This window comes from Pseudomonas sp. R45(2017), assembly GCF_002112305.1.
In the GTDB taxonomy this organism is placed as follows: Bacteria; Pseudomonadota; Gammaproteobacteria; order Pseudomonadales; family Pseudomonadaceae; genus Aquipseudomonas; species Aquipseudomonas paraglycinae.
This window is the reverse complement of sequence record NZ_NEHH01000003.1, coordinates 20,943-40,584: the sequence shown is the minus strand read 5'-3', so window position 1 is coordinate 40,584 and position 19,642 is coordinate 20,943. Positions and strand designations below refer to the sequence as shown.

The following is a 19,642-nucleotide window of genomic DNA, read 5'->3' as shown; positions in this document are numbered from 1 at the left end:
GCTTCATCCAGTCCGTTGAGCCGGGTTAACCCTACGCTCAATCGCAGGGTGCAGGATAGGACTGCGGGCCGGCGGCGCTGTTCCATCGCCCCGTTTGGCAGGCCGACTGGCCGCCCTCGCCGTCTGATCCATACTTGCTGCTGCACACTCAGTGGCATGCCGCAGGTCAGGACACGCGAGGAGGACAGACCATGAACCGCAGTGATGTTCTGATCATCGGCGCAGGCCCCACCGGACTGGTGCTGGCCCTGTGGCTGAGCAAACTGGGCGTGCGGGTGCGCATCATCGACAAGACCTCCGCGCCGGGCACCACGTCGCGGGCGCTGGCGGTGCAGGCGCGCACCCTTGAGCTGTACCGGCAACTGGACCTGGCCGACGCGATAGTGCGTAACGGTCACCGGGTGGCGGCGGCCAATTTCTGGGTCAAGGGCAAACCCGTGGCACAACTGCCGCTGAACCGGATCGGCGAAGGCCTGACACCTTACGCCTTTCTGGAGATGTACCCGCAGGACGAACACGAGCGGCTGTTAATCGACCGCCTCGAAGACTATGACGTGACCGTCGAACGCAACACCACGCTTGAGAGCTTTACGGAAAACGGCGACGGCCTCACCGCGCATTTGCGCCTGCCGGATGGCGAGCAGGAAATCTGCCAGGCCTGCTATCTGGCCGGGTGTGACGGCGCCCGTTCGGTCGTGCGCAAAACCCTCGACACCGGTTTTCCCGGCGGCACTTATCAGCAGATTTTCTACGTCGCCGATGTGCGGGCCAGCGGCCCGGCGCTCAATGGCGAGTTGCATCTGGATCTGGATGAAGCGGACTTTCTCGCGGTGTTTCCGCTGGCTGGCGAAGGCCGTGCGCGGTTGATCGGCACGGTTCGTGACAAACGTGCGGATCGTGCCGAAACCCTCGAGTTTTCCGATGTCAGCAATCGCGCCATCGAACATCTGAACGTGCACATCGAGGACGTCAACTGGTTCTCCACCTACCGCGTGCATCACCGGGTGGCGGATCACTTTCGCAAGGGCCGGGCGTTTCTGCTCGGCGACGCGGCGCATGTGCACAGCCCGGCCGGCGGTCAGGGCATGAACACCGGCATCGGCGACGCGATCAACCTGGCGTGGAAACTCGCGGCAGTGCTCGGCGGCGCGGCCACGCCCAAGCTGCTCGACAGCTACGAAACCGAACGCATCGCCTTCGCCCGGCGACTGGTGTCGACCACCGACAAAGTTTTCAGCTTCGTCACCGCCGAAGGCCGCATGGCCGATCTGTTGCGCACGCGACTGGCACCGTTCCTGATTCCGAAAATGGCCTCGTTCGAGACCAGCCGCGAATTCCTGTTTCGCACGGTGTCGCAAATCACCGTCAACTATCGGGGCATGACGTTGAGTGAAGGCGTGGCCGGGCACGTCCACGGCGGCGACCGCTTGCCGTGGGCCCATGATGGCGAGGGGGATAATTACGAACCGTTGCGCCATCCGTGCTGGCAGGTGCATGTGTACGGCGACACCAGCGACGAGATGATCGCCTGGTGCAATGAACATCACTTGCCGCTGCACGTATTCGACTGGCGTCCGGCGTTTGAAACGGCAGGGCTGGGGCGCAACGGCTTTTACCTGCTGCGCCCGGATACCTACGTGGCGATTGCCGACAACAGCGCGGATCCGAAGGTGATCGAACGGTATTTCCGTGATCACGGGATCCGGCCGTTTTTCAGTTGTCCCTGAAGGATCAGATCCCGGCCAGGGCCAGGTCCATCGCAAAGTAGGTGAAGATCAGATCCGCGCCCGCGCGCTTGATCGCACCGAGGCTTTCGCGCACCACGCGATCTTCGTCGATGGCCCCGGCCTGGGCGCCGAACTTGATCATCGCGTACTCGCCGCTGACCTGATACGCCGCCAGCGGCAGGTTCGAGGCTTCGCGGATGTCGCGGATGATGTCCAGGTACGCGCCGGCCGGTTTGACCATCAGCGCGTCGGCGCCTTCCTGCTCGTCAAGCAACGATTCGCGCAGGGCTTCGCGGCGGTTCATCGGGTTCATCTGATAGCTTTTGCGATCGCCCTTCAGCGCGCTGCCGCCGGCCTCGCGGAACGGGCCGTAGAGCGCCGAGGCGAATTTGGTCGAGTAGGCCATGATCGGAATCTGCGTGAAGCCGGCGTCGTCCAGTGCCCGGCGAATCGCCCGCACCTGGCCATCCATCGCCGCCGACGGCGCGATCACGTCGGCACCGGCACGGGCTGCCGCTACCGCTTGCTTGCCGAGGTTGATCAGGGTCTGGTCGTTGTCGACTTCATGGTTGTGCATCACGCCGCAATGGCCGTGATCGGTGTACTCGCAGAAGCAGGTGTCGGACATCACGATCATTTCCGGCACGGCGTCCTTGGCGATCCGCGACATGCGCGACACCAGACCGTTCTCACGCCAGGTGTCGCTGCCGTTGGCGTCCAGGTGATGAGACACGCCAAACGTCATCACCGACTTGATCCCGGCCCGGGCGTAACGTTCGATCTCGCCGGCCAGTTTGCGCTCGGGAATACGCATCACGCCGGGCATGCTCTTGATCGGCACGAAGTCGTCGATCTCTTCTTCGACGAAGATCGGCAGCACCAGATCGTTGAGGGAAAACTCGGTTTCCTGGAACAGGCTGCGCAGGCTCGCATTGCGGCGCAGACGGCGTGGACGTGCTTCGGGGAACTGACTGGACATGGGGCCTTTCCTGAAAACAGCGGATGAGACGAAAGTCGTAGGGGGCGAAGCTTATGCCTTGCGGGGGACGGGGTACAAACCTGGATCAATCAACAGTGCGTTACCGGGCACGCAACAATCTGCGCACCCGGCTGCAACAGGGTCAGGAAGGAATGGTCAGGCCGCGCACAACGGCCGGCCGCGCCAGGAAGCGCTCCAGCACCCGGGTGACATTCGGGAAGTTGTTGATGCCGACCAGATCGCCGGCTTCGTAGAAACCGATCAGGTTGCGCACCCACGGGAACGTGGCGATGTCGGCGATGGTGTAGCGCTCGCCCATGATCCAGTCGCGGCCTTCCAGGCGGGTGTTGAGGACGCTGAGCAGGCGGCGGCTTTCTTCGACGTAGCGGTCACGGGGACGCTTGTCTTCGTAGTCCTTGCCGGCGAATTTGTTGAAGAAACCGAGCTGGCCGAACATCGGGCCGATGCCGCCCATCTGGAACATCAGCCACTGGATGGTTTCGTAGCGCAACGCGCCTTCCTGGGCCAGCAACTGGCCGCTCTTGTCGGCGAGGTAGATCAGGATCGCGCCGGACTCGAACAACGGCAGCGGTTTGTCCTCCGGGCCGTGAGGGTCGAGGATCGCCGGGATCTTGTTGTTCGGGTTCAGCGACAGAAATTCCGGAGACATCTGGTCATTGGTGTCGAAGCCCACGCGGTGCGGCTCGTACGGCAGGCCGATTTCTTCGAGCATGATCGAGACCTTGACGCCGTTGGGGGTCGGCAGGGAATAGAGCTGAATCCAGTCAGGGTACTGCGCCGGCCATTTCTGGGTGATCGGGAACGCGGACAGATCAGTCATGTGTAGCATCCAGTCACAAAATGAAAGGCCTGAGCATAATCCACGATCAGCGCTCTGGCTCGGGTTCTTTACGCCTCCCTTGGCAGGCTTACTTAAATCCGCAACATCCTGTGGTTAACCTTCCCTCCAACCGCACAGGCTGAACGGTAAAGTGCGGCGCACTCAAGCGGATCGAACCAAACGGGCCTCAGGGGGCTCCAAGCAAGCCAGTGATGACAGGGAAAACACCCGGCGCCCACGCACCGGTGCAGAGGTTTGTCAGCCTTAACCGAACAGACTGAAGACGCCTTATCCCATGACGAACTTGATGAAAGTCGCCAACCGCTTCAAACATCGCGCGTATGTGGCCCTGCCCACCCTGCTGGCAGTCAGCGCGCTGTTCCTGTCGCTGGAATCCAGCGAAAGCCGTGCGCAACCGGTGGACGGCACCCAGACCCTGGTGTTCCTGCGCCATGCCGAGAAACCCGCCGGTGGTCTCGGCCAGCTCAACTGCCAGGGCCTGAACCGGGCGATCGACCTGTCGACCCTGCTACCGGAAAAATTCGGCAAGGCTGACTATGTGTTCGCCGCCAACCCGACGCGCAATGTCGAGGAAGGCGAGCTGGACAACTCCTACAGCTACATCCGCCCGCTGATGACCATCAGCCCGGCGGCGATCAAGCTCGGCCTGCCGGTGAACATCGAGTTCTCGGCCAACGACACCAGCGACCTGGCCCGGGAACTGACCGACGACAAGTACCACAACTCGACCATTTACACCGCGTGGTCCCACGGCTACCTGCCGGAGCTGATCAACAAGGTCGCGGGCAAGGCCGTCGGCGAGAAGCAGAAGATCACCGAAGATTGGGAATCCAGCGATTACGACTCGCTGTACGTGCTGACCCTGACCTGGCACAACGGCAAGGCCAGCCTTCAGAGCCACAGCTACAAACAGGGGCTGGATAACGGCCAGGAAAGCTGTCCGACCTGAGGTTGCCCGGGGCCCGCTCGGGCCCCGTCAGGCCTTGGGTTTATCGCGTTGACGCAAGTACTCGATAACGGCCTGCCGCTCCCCGGCAAACTCGATCCGCCCGCCCTTCTTCTCGCGCTGGAACACATACATCGGGTCGTAATACTCGCGCAGCAAACCTTCGATCCACGCGCGGTGCAATTCCACCGCCCCGCTGCGGCTCTGCTCCGCCAGCGCCTCTTCCATCAACACCCGCATCCGTCGATGCCGTTCCCCGCCCAGGCGCTTGTGCACGTTGTCGAGGCTGTCCAGCAACCGCTCGGAAAACCGCCCGAACCCCTCGTCCCCATGCACTGCCTGAAATTCGGCGGACAAATCCACCACGTAATCGCGCAGGATCCGCTCGACGCGCTGCTCGAAACGATCTTCCAGCCAGACCATCGGGTATTGCTGCATGCCCTGATACAGCGACAGCGGCAGCGCGCAGCTGCCCACCACCCGGCTCTCATCCTCCAACACAAACTGATCGATGCCGGCCGCACGTTTTTTCAGGAAGTCGATGGCCAACCGGTTCTCGAAATCGATGTTCGACGGCTGACCGGTGGCGCGTTTGCCGAAACTCGAGCCCCGATGATTGGCATGGCCTTCCAGATCCACGCTGTTGCGCAGTCGCACCAGCACTTCGGTCTTGCCGGTGCCGGTCATGCCACCCAGCAGCACGAAATCACAGTCGGCCTGGGCCGATTCGAGGGTGTCGATCAGAAAACCTCGCAGCGCCTTGTAGCCACCGCCGATACGCGGGTAGTCGATGCCGGCTTCTGTCTTGAGCCACTGCTGGACGATCTGCGAGCGCAGGCCGCCACGAAAGCAATAAAGAAACCCGTCGGGATGCGCCTGGGCAAATTCCGCCCACGCTTGCAGACGCTCGGCCTTGACCGCGCCGGACACCAATTGATGGCCCAGCTCGATGGCGGCCTGCTGACCGTGATGCTTGTAGCAAGTGCCGACCCGCTGCCGCTCGATGTCGTTCATCAGCGGCAGATTGAGCGCCCCGGGAAACGCGCCCTTGTGAAACTCGACCGGCGCACGGGCGTCCATCAGCGGCCGGTCGTTGAGGAAGATGTCGCGGTAGTCGGTGACGTCGATGGACATCAATTCACCTCGACCGCGTGGCTCTGTCGCCCGATCAACTCACCGATCGGCTCAAGCGCGAGGCCGAGTTCGGCAGCGACGGCGAGGAATTCGGCATTGCCTTCGGGGGTCACGGCCACCAGCAATCCGCCGCTGGTCTGCGGGTCGCACAGCACCCGCTTGTGCAATTCCTGCACCCGCCCGACGCGGCCCGAATAACTGTCGAAATTACGCAGGGTGCCGCCCGGTACGCAGCCCTGCTCGAGGTAATACTCGACACTCGCCAGACGCGGTACCCGGTCATAAAAAATGCGCGCCGTCAGGTGACTACCGTCGGCCATTTCCACCAGATGCCCGAGCAGCCCGAAGCCGGTGACGTCGGTCATGGCAGTGACCCCGGCCAGTTTGCCGAAACGGCTGCCGGGCTTGTTCAGCGTACACATCCAGTCCCGGGCCACGCCGATGTCGTCGGGGCGCAGCTTGCCCTTCTTCTCGGCGGTGGTGAGGATGCCGATGCCCAACGGTTTGGTCAGGTACAGCAGGCAACCGGCGGTGGCGGTGTCGTTGCGTTTCATGAAGCGCTTTTCCACCAGCCCGGTGACGGCCAGACCGAAGATCGGCTCCGGTGCATCGATCGAATGCCCGCCGGCCAGCGGAATCCCCGCCGCATCGCACACCGCACGTCCGCCGCGAATCACGTCTCGCGCCACTTCCGGCGCCAGCACGTTGACCGGCCAGCCGAGGATCGCAATCGCCATCAACGGATCGCCGCCCATGGCGTAGATGTCACTGATGGCGTTGGTGGCGGCGATGCGACCGAAGTCGAACGGGTCGTCGACGATCGGCATGAAGAAATCCGTGGTCGACACCACCCCGCGCTCGGCATCGATCTCATACACCGCCGCATCATCGCGCGACGCGTTGCCGACCCACAGTTTCGGATCAAGGTTCTGCGCCCCGCTGCCGGCCAGAATCACCTCCAGCACCTTGGGCGAAATCTTGCAGCCACAGCCGGCGCCGTGGCTGTATTGGGTCAGACGGATGGGCTCGGTCATGGGGCAGTCTCCGGGAGGCAGTGGGAGGGATTTTAGCAGAGGGGTCGGCGGGCAAAAAAAAGCCGCCCTTACGGGCGGCTGAAGTGCTTCGCTCCTGAATCAGAACCCGAGGCTGAAGCTGATGGTCATCGCATGGTCGTTGCTCTCGTTCGACAGCTGTCCCGAATAACCGATACCGAGTTTGCCAGTCGGGCTGATCTGGAAGTCCACGCCTGCTTCGACCACCGCGCTGTCCTTGGCAATCGGCACGCCCTGGGTGTTGAACGAGGCGCCGCCGTCGATGAAGGTCAGGTCGGCGTCAGGTTTGGTGTCGCCGAAGGCATGCCGCCAGCCGAGAGCCGCGCGCGGGGTGAACTGCCCGCCGTTGGCCAGGGTGATGACCTTGCCGGCGCGCACGCCCAGGGTCGAGAAGGTGATGTCCTGATCGGACTCGGCGCGTAGACGCCCTACTCCGCCTTTCTCCTTGGCCTTGTCACTGTCGTAGTTGACGTACGCCAGGCCGGCGAACGGTTCCAGGGCAATCCCGGCCGCTTCGATGGCATAACCGACTTCACCGAACACCTGGGCGCTGCGGGCGTCGTAATTGGCCTTCAACCGATCGTTGTAGGCGCCGACGCTGACGTCGCGTTTGGTCTCGATGTCATGCCAGCTGTACGCCGCACCGAGGCGCACTGCCAGGGCATCGAATTGCGAGTTGAGGTACGCCGCCAGGTGGTAGCTCTCGACCGTGGCATTCGAACGACGATCATGGGCATCCAGATCGCTGCGGGTGTAGCCGGCGGCCATGCCGACGCGCCATTGGTCGTCGATCTGTTTGTCGGTGCCGAGCATGAAGCCGCTCAGGTTGCGATCCAGCTTCGCACTGTTGCTGTCGCCATCCGACTCGCCCCAGGCGCCGAGTGCGCGGGCCCAGCCGACCATTTCGCCGTGGCAGCCGTTGCTGCTCAGCTGGTTGTCGCTCGGGGCCAGGGCGCGGCGTGGATCGTCCGGCGCGCTGCACGACGGCTGGCGCATACGGTCGTTGACCGCATCCCGCACGTATCGCGAATCCTCGAGGATTGCGCTGGCGGTGCTGGCATGGATTTCCCCCGACAGACTGTCGAAGGCGTTACGTGCCCCGGCCACGCTGAGGTTGACGATTTCGTTCTGCAACGCAGCGCCCGCCGCACCGTTGCGCATCAACGCCGAAGCGGTATTGCGCTGGTTGCGGGTGGCGGCAACGTCGACGAACGAGTTGCCGTTGCGGCTGACCACCAGGTTCACCGCGTTAGCGTCGTACACCAGCGCAGTATTGAGGAACGCGTATTGCGGCAGGTCGGCGGCGCTGAAGGTGCCGGTCACCCCGCCACCGGCGGTGATCAGCGAGTACACGGTATTGCCGGTGAACGGTGCCAGGCTGTTGACCTGCAGACCACCGCTCAGAGTCGCGGTACCACCGACGGCCAGCGGAGTGGCGGTCGGCGAGCTGACAGTCAGGGCCAGCACACCGTCGGCGGCGTTGGTCAGGTTGCCGGCGACACTCAAGGTGCCGTCCTCGCCACCGGAAGCCACCACGCCATGGTTGACCACCGACCCGACGCTACCATTACCGCTCAGGCCCGCGCCATTGGCCACGGTGACCTGGCCGGCGAGGGACGCCCGCGCCGCACGGCTGCCGACTTGCAGCACGCCCTGATCCACCGCCACGGTGCCGCTGAAGGGTTGATCACCGGTCAGCAGCAAGCGCGCGGCACCGCGTTTGGCCAGGGCGCCGACACCGCTGAGGCGTCCGTTGAACTGGCCATTGGTGTTCTGCTGGAACACCAGCGATGCGTTGTTGAGGATGTTGCCTTGCAGGCTGGTGGTATTACCGATCAGCGTACCGCCGCTGACCGTGGTCCCGCCGCTGTAGGTGTTGGCGCCGCTGAGGACCAGAGTGCCGGAATCCAGTTTCTCGATACCGCCACTGCCCACCAGCGGTGCGGAAATTTCCGCGCTGCCACCGGCATTCACCCGCACCGGAGCGAGGCTGCCACCCGGGCCGTTGACCGGGGTCAGCGTACCGCCAGCACCTGGAACGAGGCTGTAACCGCTGGAGAGGAACTGCAACCCGGTAAAGTTCTGATTGCCTTGCACCGTGACCGTGCCGCTCTGCCCGCCGAACACGGCGAACTGACCGTTCGACGCCAACGCCTGAGTACCGCTCGGATCGGTCCAGTTGGTGCCCGGCCCCCACACGCCGCTGCCGCCACCGATGCTGCCGTCCGGGTTGGTGGTGCCGCCGTTCCAGAACTGCACTTCACCCGGGGTGTTCTGCACCAGCAGGTTGACCTGATTGGCCAGCGCGGTCTGCAGGGTCAGGTTGGCCGCCGACACCGGCAGGCTGCCGTAGACCAGACCGTTGTCGGTCAGGCTGCCGCCGTAGCTGAACAGTTGATAGACCCCGGTGCCGAAGCCGCCGGCATTGCTGATGTTCAGCGTGCCGTCGAGGGTCAGGTTGCCGGCGACGTTGACCACTGTGGTGGAACTGGCGGCCGAGCCGAGGGTGAAGTCCAGGTTGGTGCCCGACGACAACGCCAGCGAACCGACCGACAACGGCGTTGCAGCGCCGCCGCCCGTCAGCGTCGCACCGTTGGCCAGTTGCACGGCGCCTGCGAACACGCCGCTGCCGCCGATCGCCGCCCCACTGGCAACGTTGACGCTGGCACTGTTGAACACACCGTTGACGTTCAGCGAACCGGCCTGCACCGCGGTGTTGCCGGTAAAGGTGTTGTTGCCGGTCAGCAGCAAGGCGCCGGTACCGGTTTTGTTGAGTGTGCCGACGCCCGTCAGGTTGCCGGTGTAGCTGCCGTCGCTGTTCTGCTCGAAGGTCAGCGTCGCGTTGTTGGCGATGGCGCCTTGCAGGCTGCTGGTGTCGCCACGGGTGCTGCCGCCGTTCAGCGTCGTACCGCCGCTGTAGGTATTGGCACCGCTAAGGACGAGGTCGCCACTGCCGTTTTTCACCAGACTGCCGCTGCCGGTGATTGCACCGATCAGCGTGGTGTTCTGGTTGCCGGCCAGGGTCAATTCCGCACCCAGGTTGATGGCATTGGCCAGTTGCAGCGCAGAGGTACTGTCGAGGGTGCCGTTGCCCAGCACGCTGAGAGCGCCGCTGCTGATCGCGCTGTTGTTGCCCAGGATCAGCGAGCCGCCGGACAGTTGAGTACCGCCGCTGTAAGTATTGCTACCGTTGAGAGTCAGGCTTGAGGCGCCAGTCTTGATCAGACTGCCGCTGCCGCTGACGACACCGTCGAGGGTCAATGCGTTGGAGCCGGCGACGGTGAGTCCGCCGTTGAGCACCACGGCGTTGGCCAGACTGACCGCTGCGTTGCTGTCCAGCGCCGTGCCGTTGGCGGCGGTCAACACGCCGGTGCCGAGGGCTGAGTTGTTGCCGACCACGATTTTGCCGCCATTGAGCGCGGTGCCGCCGGTGTAGCCGTTGGCGGCGTTGAGCACCAGGGTGCCGGTGTCGTATTTGCCCAGTGTGCCGGCGCCGTTGAGCGCCACGCCCACGGTGGCGGTGACGTTCGGATCGACCCGCACGGTGGCATTGCCCAGCGACCCGTTGACCAGATTCAGCGAACCGGCCGTGCCGTTCTGCAGGCTGTAGCCATCGGTGACGAACTGCATGCCGGTGATGGTTTGCGCGCCGTTCACCGTGACGGTGCCCGCCGTGCCCTGGAACACCGCGAAGCTGTTGGTCCAGGCCTGATTGGTGGTGCCGTTGACGTCGGTCCAGTTGGTGGTGCCGGTGCCCCAGGTGCCGCTGCCGCCATCCACCGAACCGTTGGCAACGAGTTGATTGCCGTCCCAGAACTGCACGGTAACGCCTGGTGCGGTGACCAGCAGGTTGATCTGGTTGGCCAGCGCGGTCTGCAGGGTCAGATCGCCCGGGGTGACACTGCCCGGCACGGTGCCGATCAGCATGCCGTTGTCGGTCAGGCCGCCGGTGTAGTTGATCAACCGGTACACGCCGCTGCCGAAGCCGCCGATGTCGCTGACGTTGAGGGTACCGTCGAGCGTCAGGTTGCCGCCGACGTTGACCAGCGCGTTGCCGCCACCGGAAACCGGTGTGCCGAGGCCGACATCGAAGTTGGAGTTGGTGTTGAACACCAGCGAATTCACCGACAGGGTGCTGCCGGTGGCGCCAGCCAGATGACCGCCATCCGCCACGGTCACGGCTCCGCCGAGCGAGCCGCCGCCGGTCAGAGTGCCGCCGCTGTTGACCAGCACACTGGCGCTGTCCAGCGAGCCGCTGACGTTCAAGGTGCCAGCATTGACCGTGGTGTTGCCGGTCAGGCTGTTGAGGCCGGTGAGGGTCAGCGTACCGGTGCCGAGTTTGCTCAACTCGCCGGTACCGGTGAGCACGCCATCGAAAATGCTGCTGGCGTTGTTGCCGCCGATGCTCAGCGTGTTGCCGCCGCCGATCAGTGCGGTGCCGCTGCCGGTCAGGCTGGCGAGGCTGCCGGAACCGCCGAGGTTGAGGGTCGCCGCAGCGCCGAGATTGACCCCGGCATTGCTGCCCAGTGCCGAGTTGCCCAGGGTGGTCAGGCTGCCGGATTGCACTTCGAAGGTGCCGCTGAAGGTGTTGTTGCCGGACAGCGTCAGGTCGGCCAGACCGTTCTTGGTCAGGGTGCCCGCCCCGGCGATCACGCCACCGAGGGTCAGGTTGTTGTTGCCGGCCACGCTCAGGTTAGCATTGACGTTGAGGTTGTTGGCCAGCACCAGCGGCGCCGTGGTGTCGAGGGTCGAAGCGCCCGCCACGGTCACCGCGCCGGAACCCAGGCCTGCCGAGGTGCCGAGGGTCACGGTGCCGGCGTTCAGCGTGGTGCCGCCGCTATAGGTGTTGATGCCGTTGAGGGTCAGATTGGAGGCGCCGTTCTTGATCAGACCGCCAGTGCCGCTGACCACACCGCTGAGCGCTACGTCGCTGTTGCCGGTATTGGTCAGGTTGGCGTTGAGCACCACGTTGTTGCCCAGCGACACCGAAGTGTTGCTGTCCAGCGCTGAAGCGCCGGCCACGGTCAGGTTGCCCAGACCGAGAGCGCCGTTGCTGCCGGCGGTCAGGGTGCCGGCGTTGAGGGTGACGCCGCCGAGGAAGTTGTTGGCCCCGCTCAGGATCAGGTTGGCCGCGCCGTTCTTGGTCAGGCTGCCGGCGCCGTTGATCGCACCGCTGAGTGTCAGATCGTTGCTGCCGACGATACCGAGGTTGCCCGCCAGGTTGATCGCGTTACCCGCCGTGACAGCACTGCTGGCATCCAGGGTAGTGCCGTTCGCCGCGTTCAGGGTGGCCGAGCCCAGCGCGCTGTTCGACGCCAGAATCAGACCGCCCGCGTTCAGTGCCACCGGCCCGAGGAAGGCGTTGTTGCCGCCAAGGGTCAGGTTGGCCGCGCCATTCTTGATCAGCCCACCGGTACCGTTGATCACACCGTTGAGGGTCAGCGCGTTGCTGCCAAGGATCGTCAGGTTGCCGTTGAGCGTGGTTGCGTTGGCCAGGGTCACGGCGGTGTTGCTGTCCAGTTGCGTGCCGGCATTGGCGATCAACGCACCGCTGCCCAGCGCGGTGTTGTTGCCGACCACGATTTTGCCGCCATCGAGTTGCGTGCCGCCGGTGTAGCTGTTGGCGCCATTGAGCACCAGGGTGCCGCTGTCGAGTTTATTGAGAATGCCACTGCCGTTGATGTTCACGCCGACCGTGGCGGTCACGCCGGGATCAACGCGCATCGCCGTGGTGCCGCCGGCACCGTTGACGGCGGTCAGCAGTCCCGAGGTGCCGTTGACCACGTTGTAGCCATCGGTGAGGAACTGCATGCCGGTGAACAGTTGCGTGCCATTGACCGATACCGTGCCGGCCGTGCCCTGGAACACCGCGAAGTCGCCGGCCCAGGTCTGATTGACCAGACCATTGGCGTCGGTCCAGTTGGTGCCGGCGCCGTTCCAGGTACCGCTGCCGCCATCGACAGTACCGTTGGCGATGGTCTGGCTGCCGTCCCAGTAACGAATGTCCGAATTCGGCGCCGAAACCTGAATGTTGATCTGATTGGCGACCCCGGTCTGCACCACCAGATCGCCCAGCCCATAACCGACCGGCACGCTGGCAACGTCCAGGCCCAGATTGGTCAGGGCACCGGTGTAGTTGAACAGACGATACACACCGACGCCGAAACCACCGGCATCGGTGACGTTGAGATTACCGTCGAGGGTGAGGTTGCCGCCGACGTTCATCAGTGACGTGGTCGATGGCGTCCCCAGCGCCGCATCGACATTGCTGCCGGCTGCGAGCGTCAATGATCCGGCCGAGAGTGTATTACCCGACGACAGGGCCAGGTGACCGCCGCTGTTGATGGTCATCGCGCCGAGCGCCGAACCGTTACCAGTGAGGGTGGCGCCGGTATTGACGTTGACCTGGGCACTGGCCAGCGAACCGCTGAGGTTCAGGGTGCCGCCGTTGACGGCGGTGTTGCCGACGATGCCGTTGATCCCGGTCAGGTTCAGGGTGCCGGTGCCGACCTTGGTCAGGCCGCCGTTGCCGCTGAGGTCGCCGTCGAAGGTGCTGGTGCTGCTGACCCCGCCCACGGTCAATGTGTTGCCGCCGCCGATCTGCACGCTGCCGCTGCCGCTCAGGCCGTTGAGGCTGGCGTTGCTGCCCAGATTGAGGCTGGCGCCGGCGCTGACGTTGGCGCCGGAGGTGTTGCCCAGCGCCCCGCTGCTCACGGTGGTGACGCTGCCGGCGGCAATGTTCAGCGCACCGGTGAAGGTGTTGTTGCCGCTGAGGGTCAGGTCGTCCAGGCCGGTCTTGGTCAGGCTGCCGGCGCCGTCGATCACGCCGCTGAGAGTCAGGCCGTTGTTGCCGGCCAGGGTCAGCCCGGCATCGAGGGTGATGTTGTTGCCGAGGGTGAAAGCGCTGCTGTTGTCCAGCGTCGCGGCGCCACCGACGGTGAGCGTGCCGCTGCCCAATGCGCCGGGCGCGCCGAGGGTCAGGGTGCCGGCGTTGAGGGTGGTGCCGCCGCTGAAGGTGTTGGTGCCGTTTACGGTCAGGTTGGCGCTGCCGTTCTTGACCAGTTGGCCGGTGCCACTGAGCACGCCGCCGAGGGTCAGGTTCTGTGTGCCGCCAACGCTCAGGGCCGCATTCAACACGACCGCGTTAGTCAGGCTGACCAGCGGCGAACTGCTGTCGAGGGTGGCCGCACCGCCGACGGTCAAGGCGCCGGTGCCGAGCGCCGAGCTATTGCCGACCGTCAGCGTACCGGCGTTCAGCGTGGTGCCGCCGGCGTAGGTGTTGGTGCCGTTGAGGTTCAGGTTAGCCGCACCGTTTTTCACCAGGCTGCCGGCGCCAGCGACGGTTCCGGTTAGGGTCAGATCGGCGCTGCCATCGATGTTCATCGCACCGGCGAGGTTGACCTGATTGCCCAGAGTGACGGCGGTGTTGGTGTCCAGCGTGGTGCCGGCCGCTGCGTTCAGTACACCGCTGCCCAGTGCGGTATTGCTGCCGACAATCAGCTTGCCGACGTTCAGCGCGGTGTTGCCGAAGTAGGTGTTGGCGCCGTTAAGGATCAGATCGGCCGGGCCGCTTTTGGTCAGGCCGCCGACACCGGAGACCACGCCCGCGAGGGTCAGCGCGTTGCTGCCACCGATGGTCACGTTGCCGCCGAGGTTGACGTTGTTGGCCAGGCTCGCCGCTGTGCTGGCATCCAGTGTGGTGCCGTTGGCGGCGTTGAGAATGCCGGTTCCGAGGGCGGTGTTGGAACCAACCACCAACGTCCCGGCGTTCAGCGAAGTAGCGCCGGTGTAGGTGTTGTTGCCGGTCAGGGTCAGGGTCGAAGCACCGGTCTTGATCAGGTTGCTGCCGCCGCTGATCACGCCGCCGAGGGTCAGCGGGTTAGCGCCACCGGCGGTCAGGTTGGCGTTCAGGGCAATGGCGTTGTTCAGCATCACGTTGGCGCTGCTGTTGAGCGTGCCGCCCGACCCGCCCACGGTCAGCGTGCCGGTGCCGAGTGCCGCGCCGTTGCCGACGGTCAGGCTGCCGGCGTTGAGTGCAGCGCCGCCGGTGAAGGTGTTGGCGCCGTTGAGGGTCAGGTTTGCCGTGCCGTTCTTGATCAATTGACTGGCGCCGCTGATCACGCCGCCGAGGGTCAGTGCATTGCTGCCGCCGATCGCCAGATTATTGTTGAGAATGACGTTGTTGTTCAGCGTCACCGCGGTATTGCTGTCGAGAGTCGCCGCGCCGCCGACAGTGATATTGCCACTGCCGAGCGCAGCGTTGGCGCCCGCCGTAATGGTGCCTGCGTTCAACGCAATAGCACCGAGGAACGTGTTGGTGCCGTTGAGAATCAGGTTCGCCGCGCCGTTCTTGGTCAGCCCGCCGCTGCCGCTGACCACGCCGCCGAGGGTCAGGTTGGCGCTGCCGCCAATGTTCAGGTTGCCGCCGAGGGCGACGGCGTTGCTCAGTGCCACAGTGGTGCTGGCATCGAGGGTGGTGCCCGCCGCCGTGGTCAGCGCGCCGGTGCCCAGCGCGGTGTTGGAGCCGACGATCAGTGTCCCGGCATTCAGTGCCGTGCCGCCGGAGAAGGTGTTGTTGCCGCTGAGGGTCAGGTTCGCGGTGCCGTTCTTGATCAGGTTGCCGGCGCCGCTGATGACCCCGCTCAAGCCCAGCGCCTGAGTACCGCCGATGGTCAGATCCGCCGCCAGCGCCACCGCGTTGGCCAGGGTCACGGCGGTGGTCGCATCCAGCGTAGTGCCGGCCGCTGCGTTCAACGCGCCCGTGCCGAGGGCGGTGTTGCTGCCGACGAGCAAGCTGCCGCCATTGAGCACGGTGGTGCCGCTGTTGGTGTTGTTGCCGGTCAGGGTCAGGCTGGCGCTGCCGCTTTTGGTAATCGCCCCGGTGCCGGACACGACGCCGGCGAGGGTCAGGGCATTGCTGCCGAGCACGTTCAACGTACCGGTGATACCGACGTTGTTGGCCAGCGTCACGTTGCCGGTGCTGTCGAGACTGGTACCGTTGCTGGTGTTGAGGACACCGGTGCCCAGGGCGTTGTTGTTGCCGACGCGCAAGGTGCCGGCGTTGAGGCTGGTGTTCCCGGTGTAGGTGTTGATGCCGTTGAGGGTCAGGCTGCCGCTGCCGGTCTTGGTCAGGTTGCTGGTACCGCTGATCACCCCGCCCAGGGTCAGCGCTCCGGTGCCGGTTGCGGTCAGGGTGCTGTTGAGCGTGATCGCGTTGGCCAGCGAAATCGGCGTCGTTGCCGAGATGCTCGAAGCGCCGCCGACCGTAATGCCGCCAGTGCTGAATGCCGAGTTATTACCCACTAGCACTGTGCCGCCGTTGAGCACAGTGTTGCCGGTGTAAGTGTTGATGCCGTTGAGGTTGAGCTGACCGCTGCCGATCTTGGTCAGGCCGCCAGTACCGGAAATCACGCCGTTGAGGGTCGTGCCGTTGATGCCCTGCAGGGTCAGGCCGCTCGCGCCCAGATTGATCTGGTTGGCCAGCGACAGTCCCGCGTTGCTGGCCTGGAGGATCCCGCCGTTGGACGTCAGCACACCGCTGCCGAACGCGGCGTTGTCGTTGAACTGCGCGACACCGCCATTGAGTGTGGTCGCCCCGCTGACCAACGGCCCCTGCAAGGTCCAGGTGCCGCTGTTGAGGGTCAGGTTGTTGAAGTTGACGTAGGTCGCGCTGGACGCGGTGCCGGTCCCGGTGACGCCACCACCGACGCCGATCGGGTTTTGCAGGATCAGCGTGTTGGTGCCCCCCGCGCCGCCATCGATGGTGCCGGTCGGGGCGAAGGTCAGGTTGATGCCGACCAGGCCACCGAGGCCGACGGACACTTGCACACCGTCACCGACGTTAACGCTGGAACCGGTGATCGCGTAGAAGGTGTTGGTGCTGCCCGCGCCCATCGACACACCGCCGGTGATGTTACCGGCGTTGGTGAAGGTGTTGCCTGCTGCCGACGTCTCGAACGCAATCCGGCCGTTGATCGTGCCGCTGGCACTGTTGGTCATGTTGACTTGCGAGCCGCCATACACCCCGACCACCGGGGTATCGGCCAGGGTGATGCCGCCGACCGACAGCCCTGTGGACGTAATGGTGCCGTTGTTGGTAATGGTCGTGGTACCCGCCGCCGCGTTGTTCACGCCGATAGCCAGGCCGTCAATGCTGGTGAGGTTGAGGCCGAGCAACATCCCTGTGCCACGCATGATCCCGCTGGCATTGTTGACCACGCTGACCGTGCTGGTCGCGCCGGTGCCGATGAATGCACCGCCACTGAGGATCGACACCAGGCCCAGCAAGGCCGGGTCGACGGTGCCGGAGTTGTTCAGGTTGATGTTGGCCCCGGTCAGGTTGATGACCTTGCCGCCCAGCGTCGCATTCATCTGCGCGCCCGAGTTGACGTTGACCGTCAGGCCGCTGGTGGCACTGCTGTAGTCATTGAGAAACAGCGGCAGGGTCGGGACGCCCGAACAGGTAATCGTGGAGCCCGCCGCCGAGCAGGTGGCGAACGCCTGCTCGCTGACACCACCGAACAAGAGTCCGGCGACGCTCAGATGCACAGCAAGGGACAGTGGGGAAAAACGCGAAACGAGGGCGACACCAAACCTTGCTTCCACGGGTTACTCCTTTCGTGGCCGATTTCGTCCTTGAAGGCGTGCAACTGCGGCAAGATCCAACACGCGTATCAAGCGTATGACGGTCATCAGATAAACCGTCCCATTCCAGACACACGCTAGTTGAAGCCCTGCGATGGGGCACCGGTTAAATAGTGTTAATACTTTTGTGCGATAAGGCCCTGCGTCGATACTTCCGGCCGTTCTGAGCAAGGACTTGAGGGCTATTTCAGGCGTTTTTGAGCGGAGTTGACCGAGTCGCCAGGTATACCCGCGAATCAATCGATTTTTCAGCCACTTGAGAAACTGGTACGGCTTGTGCAAACGTTTGCGAGTCGCTGTTGACTGCCTTTTCGTTACAAAACCGTACAGCCCCCATGATTCCGGGCCTTGATCCGCAAAAAGGACTTTGAATGCACGTTTTCTCCTGCCACCGTCGTCGCGGTGTGCGCACCTTTGCTGTTTCCCTGCTACTGGCCGGCGTTACCGGAGTTCTCAGTCACTCCGCGATGGCGCAAACCGCCCTGCCCGATGAATCCGCCCAGGGTGAAGCCCTCAGCCCCGAAGCCAGCCCGCCGAAAAAAGGCGCGTACCTGTCGGACTGGTACAACCAGGACCTGATGCTGATCGGCAGCAAGGACATCAGCTTCGGCCCGCAACCGGCCGACGACATCTACCTGGAATACGAGTACTTCGGGCGCAAGGGGCCGTTCGAACTGTACGGCTACATCGACATTCCGAAGATCTTCAACATCGGCAACAGCCACGACAAAGGCGTGTGGGATCACGGCTCGCCGGTGTTCATGGAGCACGAGCCGCGCATCTCCATCGACTACCTCGCCGGCCGCAGCCTGGCCATCGGGCCGTTCAAGGAATGGTACGTTGCGTTCGACTGGATCTACGACCACGGCAGCCGCAAAGAGAACCGCGCCAACACGCTGTACAGCGGCTTCGGCACCGACATCGACACCCATTCACGGGTCAATCTGTCGGCCAACCTGTACGGGCGCTACCAGTGGGAAAACTACGGGGCCAGCAACGAATATTCGTGGGACGGCTACCGCGCGCAACTCAAGTACATCGTGCCGATCGACAAATTCAGCAACGGCGCCTCGCTGACCTACATCGGCTTCACCAACTTCGATTTCGGCTCGGACATCCACAAGGACAACCCGGCGCGCACCGCCAATGCCACGGTGGCGACCAACGTGTTGCTGTACTCGTTCACCCACTTGCGCTTCACTTTGGTCGGCCGTTACTTCCACAACGGCGGCAACTGGGAGGACGGCAGCGAGCTGAACTTCGGCGACGGTAATTTCCGTGCACGTTCCAATGGCTGGGGGTATTACGCGGGGGTCGGGTATCAGTTCTGATCCCGCCCCTTTCAAGGCTGAACATACTGGCGAGACTGCTCGCGTTGACGCCTACAGAACAATACAGCGCATCAGGTATACAAACCCGCCGCCCCGTTTGATCGGGACGGCGAGTTTTGTCGTTTCGGGCACAAATCAACGCAGTGTTGAAGAGTGTTGAAGATTATGTCCTCAAAGCCACGCGACCTTGCGCCTTTGCCTACGCATCCGCCAGAATCCGCCGGCTTGTGCGCCTTGGGGGCGGGTTCTATTGTTTGGCGGTCGCTGAAAAACAGCGATCGGGTTTAGCGACTCGAATCATAAATAGGTGCATCAGCGCTCCATGCTTTGTCGCAGGCTCATCGTCTGCAACTCCGCTATGGTGGCTGTATGCGGGAGACCCTCGGGTCTGCCGGGTGCCTATAACCGGTTCGCTAACCTGCGTACAGCCGCCACCTTCCTGTTTAGCGACAGCTCCGGGCGGCTCCACTCTTATAGGAGCTTCACCATGATCAAACCCACACCCAATCCACCCGAAACCGACCCCACCTCGCCCTACGAAACCCTCGACTCCAAGAAATTCCACGAAGCCGCCGAACGCGCCCTCGATCACTATCTCAATCCACTGCTCCCCCGAAAACCCCTGCTCAAACACAACACCCGCTACCTCATCGCCCCCGGCATCGACAACGAAGAACTGCTGGCCGACGCCTGCGAAACTCTGACCTCGGCCAAGGTGATGGCCAATGACTTCGCCGGGCTGGTGGATGGCCCGCAGCGGCATGTGCTGTTGGGGATTGCGCAACTGATCATGCTGGGTGAGCTGGCGGTGAATCGGGTGCTGGATAATCTGGAAGTGAAGACTGAGGCGTCCGCTGCAGCCTGATCGATTGATCGACTGATCGTTCCCACGCTCTGCGTGGGAATGCAGCCCGGGACGCTCCGCGTCCCAAAGAGCGGACGCAGAGCGTCCATTGAGGCATTCCCA

Annotated in this window: 9 protein-coding genes; 4 read left to right on the top strand and 5 right to left on the bottom strand. The window is 63.8% G+C overall.

The features are described from left to right. Nucleotides 1-191: 191 nt before the first annotated feature. Nucleotides 192-1,727 (top strand): FAD-dependent oxidoreductase, encoded by a 1,536-nt coding sequence (locus tag CAF74_RS07310; RefSeq protein WP_085745882.1) that lies wholly within the window; start codon nt 192-194, stop codon nt 1,725-1,727. Nucleotides 1,728-1,731: 4 nt separating this feature from the next. Here CAF74_RS07310 and hemB read toward each other — a convergent pair whose 3' ends face one another. Then, nucleotides 1,732-2,706, bottom strand: a complete 975-nt coding sequence (gene hemB / locus CAF74_RS07305) for a porphobilinogen synthase (protein ID WP_085648205.1) — start codon at nt 2,704-2,706, stop codon at nt 1,732-1,734. Between the two features lie 142 nt (nt 2,707-2,848). Continuing rightward, the gene (locus tag CAF74_RS07300) at nt 2,849-3,547 is read right to left on the bottom strand and encodes a glutathione S-transferase family protein (RefSeq protein WP_039770231.1); all 699 of its coding nucleotides are present in this window, start codon (nt 3,545-3,547) and stop codon (nt 2,849-2,851) included. A 295-nt stretch (nt 3,548-3,842) separates the two neighbouring features. Between CAF74_RS07300 and CAF74_RS07295 the strand changes: the two genes are divergently transcribed. Beyond that, complete coding sequence (locus CAF74_RS07295) at nt 3,843-4,517, top strand: histidine phosphatase family protein (RefSeq protein WP_085745881.1); 675 nt, start codon at nt 3,843-3,845, stop codon at nt 4,515-4,517. Between the two features lie 27 nt (nt 4,518-4,544). On the opposite strand, the gene mnmH is transcribed toward CAF74_RS07295, so the two are convergent. The 3 genes from mnmH to CAF74_RS07280 all read right to left on the bottom strand — a co-directional run bounded on the left by mnmH (nt 4,545) and on the right by CAF74_RS07280 (nt 17,305). Next, nucleotides 4,545-5,648: a tRNA 2-selenouridine(34) synthase MnmH gene (gene mnmH, locus CAF74_RS07290; RefSeq protein ID WP_085745880.1), complete on the bottom strand. Its 1,104-nt coding sequence runs from the start codon at nt 5,646-5,648 to the stop codon at nt 4,545-4,547. Continuing rightward, nucleotides 5,648-6,682 carry a selenide, water dikinase SelD gene (selD, locus tag CAF74_RS07285; RefSeq protein ID WP_085745879.1) on the bottom strand — a complete coding sequence of 345 codons (1,035 nt, stop codon included), beginning with the start codon at nt 6,680-6,682 and terminating at the stop codon, nt 5,648-5,650. The genes mnmH and selD overlap by 1 nt, the downstream gene beginning before the upstream one ends. A gap of 99 nt (nt 6,683-6,781) precedes the next feature. Next, nucleotides 6,782-17,305: an autotransporter-associated beta strand repeat-containing protein gene (locus tag CAF74_RS07280; RefSeq protein ID WP_085745878.1), complete on the bottom strand. Its 10,524-nt coding sequence runs from the start codon at nt 17,303-17,305 to the stop codon at nt 6,782-6,784. A gap of 410 nt (nt 17,306-17,715) precedes the next feature. Between CAF74_RS07280 and CAF74_RS07275 the strand changes: the two genes are divergently transcribed. Both CAF74_RS07275 and CAF74_RS07270 read left to right on the top strand, forming a co-directional pair. Continuing rightward, nucleotides 17,716-18,675 (top strand): nucleoside-specific channel-forming protein Tsx, encoded by a 960-nt coding sequence (locus tag CAF74_RS07275; RefSeq protein WP_085745877.1) that lies wholly within the window; start codon nt 17,716-17,718, stop codon nt 18,673-18,675. 487 nt (nt 18,676-19,162) lie between these two features. Beyond that, nucleotides 19,163-19,540: a DUF6124 family protein gene (locus CAF74_RS07270; protein ID WP_039770242.1), complete on the top strand. Its 378-nt coding sequence runs from the start codon at nt 19,163-19,165 to the stop codon at nt 19,538-19,540. Nucleotides 19,541-19,642: the final 102 nt, after the last annotated feature.